At 61.5% G+C, this 3,491-nt stretch carries 3 protein-coding genes; all 3 read left to right on the forward strand.

Annotated features, from left to right (window positions below):
- Positions 1–237, forward strand: a 237-nt coding sequence (locus tag KIH75_RS09895; RefSeq protein WP_219056534.1) for an L-threonylcarbamoyladenylate synthase, incomplete at its 5' end; no start/stop codon positions are given.
- On the forward strand, positions 234–1,361 hold the full coding sequence (locus KIH75_RS09900) for an MraY family glycosyltransferase (RefSeq protein WP_219056535.1): 1,128 nt from the start codon (positions 234–236) through the stop codon (positions 1,359–1,361). The genes KIH75_RS09895 and KIH75_RS09900, both read left to right, overlap by 4 nt.
- A gap of 62 nt (positions 1,362–1,423) precedes the next feature.
- Entirely contained in the window at positions 1,424–2,977 is a 1,554-nt protein-coding gene (gene guaB / locus KIH75_RS09905) for an IMP dehydrogenase (RefSeq protein WP_033523175.1), read from the forward strand.
- Positions 2,978–3,491: the final 514 nt, after the last annotated feature.

Below are 3,491 nucleotides of genomic sequence, written 5' to 3' on the forward strand. Positions count from 1 at the left end.
AGCGCGAACCGTTCCGGCGGCGAAAGCGCGCAAACCGTCGAAGAGGCCGTGGCCGCATTGGGCGACGATATCGACCTGTATCTTGACGGCGGCGCCACTCCGGGCCATGTCGCCAGCACCGTGGTCGAAGCCGATCCGCACGCACGCGACGGCATCACCATTCTGCGTGAAGGCGTCATCAGTCAAAGCACGGTCCGTCAGGCTCTTCACATCAACGGCGGGGGATTGGGCGCATGAGGATATACCTGTTCATCGCGGCGGTCGCGGGTGGCGCCACCTACCTGCTGACGCCCCTGATCCGCCATCTGGCCATCAGGATCGGTGCCGTGGGCGAAGTGCGCTCCCGAGACGTGCACACCATTCCGACGCCGCGTATGGGCGGCCTGGCCATGATGCTCGGATTCGTCATCGCCATGCTGTTCGCGAGCAGGATCCCCTTCATCGAAGGCTTGTTCCACGAGAACCATCAGGCATGGGTGGTGATGATCGGCGCGGTCCTGATCTGTCTGCTCGGCATGGCCGACGATCTGTGGGATCTCGACTGGATGCTGAAAATGGCCGGTCAGCTGCTGATTTCCGTATTCGTGGCATGGGGTGGTCTGCAGATCATCTCACTGCCGCTGGGCTCGCTGGTCACCGCATCGCCAAGCCTATCCATGGCCATCACGGCGTTCCTGATCGTCGCCTCGATCAACGCCGTCAACTTCGTCGACGGCCTTGACGGCCTATCTTCGGGCATCGTCGCGATCGGCGGCATCGCCTTCGCTATCTACTCATACGTGCTGGCACGCACTTCGCCCTCGTACGCTTCGATGGCCACCCTGATCGACGTCGCGCTGGTCGGCATCTGCGTGGGTTTCATCATGCACAACTGGCATCCGGCGAAACTGTTCATGGGCGATTCCGGATCCATGCTGCTCGGCTATCTCATCACCTGCGCGTCCATCGTGCTCACCGGCCATATCGATCCGGCGTCGGTGCACACCAGCGTCTACCTGCCGGTGTTCATGCCGATCCTGCTGCCGGTATTGGTGCTGTTCCTGCCAGTGCTCGACATGTGCCTGGCCATCGTGCGCCGTTTGAGCAAAGGCCAGTCCCCGATGCACCCCGACCGTATGCATCTGCATCATCGCATGCTGCGCATCGGCCATTCCGTCCAGGGCGCGGTACTGATTCTGTGGGCGTGGGCCGCGTTGATCTCGTTCGGATCGCTGATGATCCTGTTCGTGCCCGCATGGCTGGTACTGGTGGGCATGGCCGTTGCCGCGGTGATTCTCACTGTCATCACCATGTACCCGTATCTTCGTCATCGATTGGTTGAATTACGCGCCGAGGACGCACAATCGGCACGTCAACAGTAACGGTGTCCATTAACGCCCCACAATGCCCCCAATAAGTCAGGCGTCGTTCATATAGTGGGGACATGGCTACAAATTCTGATATCTTCGCAGAGCCTCAGTCTGCGTATGCACCGCTTCCGCCCATCTTCGCCAGCCTCGGCCTCGCCTATGACGATGTGCTGTTGCTCCCCAATGCGACGGATGTCATCCCCTCCGAAGTAGATACCACCACTCATCTGACCCGCAAGATCACGATGAAGGCCCCCGTGCTTTCCGCCGCAATGGATACCGTCACCGAAGCCGAAATGGCCATCGCCATGGCTCGTAACGGCGGCATCGGCGTTCTGCACCGCAATCTTTCCATCGACGACCAGGCCGCCCAGGTCGACGTGGTCAAGCGTTCCGAATCCGGCATGATCACCAACCCGCTGACCGTGAGCCCGGAAGTCACCCTGGCCGATCTCGACAAGCTGTGCGGTAAGTTCCGCATCTCCGGCCTCCCCGTTGTCGACAAGGACAACAAGCTCGTCGGCATCATCACCAACCGTGATATGCGTTTCATCCCCTCCGAGGATTACGACACCCTCAAGGTCAAGGACGTGATGACCCGTGAGAACCTCATCACCGGTCCGACCAACATCTCCAAGGACGACGCCCACCGTCTGCTCGCCCAGCACAAGGTCGAGAAGCTGCCGCTGGTCGACGCCGAAGGCCATCTGACCGGCCTGATCACCGTGAAGGACTTCGTCAAGACCGAGCAGTACCCGGATGCCACCAAGGATGAGCAGGGTCGTCTGCGCGTCGCCGCCGGCGTCGGATTCCTGGGTGACGCCTACAACCGTGCTTCCGCCCTGATGGAGGCCGGCGTCGATGCTCTGGTCGTCGACACCGCCAATGGTGAGGCTCGCCTCGCACTCGACATGATTTCCCGCCTCAAGCATGATTCCGCGTTCGATAACGTGCAGATCATCGGCGGCAACGTCGGCACCCGTTCCGGCGCCCAGGCCATGATCGACGCTGGCGCCGACGCCGTCAAGGTCGGTATCGGACCCGGCTCCATCTGCACCACCCGCGTCGTCGCCGGTGTCGGCGTCCCGCAGCTCACCGCCGTGTACGAGGCAGCTCAGGCCTGCCGCGCCGCTGGCGTGCCCTGCATCGCCGATGGTGGCATCCACTACTCCGGCGATATCGCCAAGGCTCTGGTCGCCGGTGCATCCTCCGTCATGCTGGGCGGCACCCTCGCAGGCTGCGAGGAAGCTCCGGGCGAGAAGGTGCTCCTGCACGGCAAGCAGTACAAGCTGTACCGTGGCATGGGTTCCCTGGGCGCCATGGCTCCGCGCGGCAAGAAGTCCTACTCCAAGGATCGTTACTTCCAGGCCGATGTCACTTCCAACGACAAGGTCGTTCCGGAAGGCGTCGAAGGCGAAGTGCCGTACCGCGGACCGCTGAACGCCGTGCTGTACCAGATGATCGGCGGTCTGCACCAGTCGATGTTCTACATCGGCGCGCACAATATCGCCGAAATGCCGGAACGCGGCAAGTTCATCCGCATCACCGATGCCGGTCTGCGCGAATCCCACCCGCACGACATCATGATGACCACGGAGGCTCCGAACTACTCCGGTTTCCACAACTGATGATTGATATGCGCTGACCGCCGGTCGGTCAGGCATTATGGCGAAGGCCGCTCCTCGATAGGGGAGCGGCCTTTCGTTTTTCGTTTCCGTCGCTTTCCGTCGCTTTGTGTTGCCTGTGTTGCCTGTTGTGTGCTGTCTGCAGTGTTGTGCCGTTGCAAGGGTGATCACTCACCTTGCTCGCCGTTTTAGGAATGCGGGTTCACTGATTCGGCGGAGCGAATTCCCGCGTATGCCGTTTTGGGGAACTTCCGAAGAGCGTTCAGCGGCGTTTACCGCCGCGCGACACGCCGTGTCCGCTTGTTTTTCACCCCATTTCGCGCGCTTGTTCGTGTGTTTCCGCCTGGTTTTCCCTTGTTTCGTCCCGTTTCCGACACGCCGACGAACCCCAGTGTTTCCAATGGTTCGCGGGTGGTTTGCGTGGTCCGGGTTTGCGTGGGTTCGGGTTTTGGTGTAGGTTTTTCTCTTGCTGCTCGGCGCGGCGCGGTTCCCCTCCTGAAGGGCGGATGGTTCCGGG

Source organism: Bifidobacterium pongonis (assembly GCF_019331805.1).
GTDB lineage: Bacteria > Actinomycetota > Actinomycetes > Actinomycetales > Bifidobacteriaceae > Bifidobacterium > Bifidobacterium pongonis.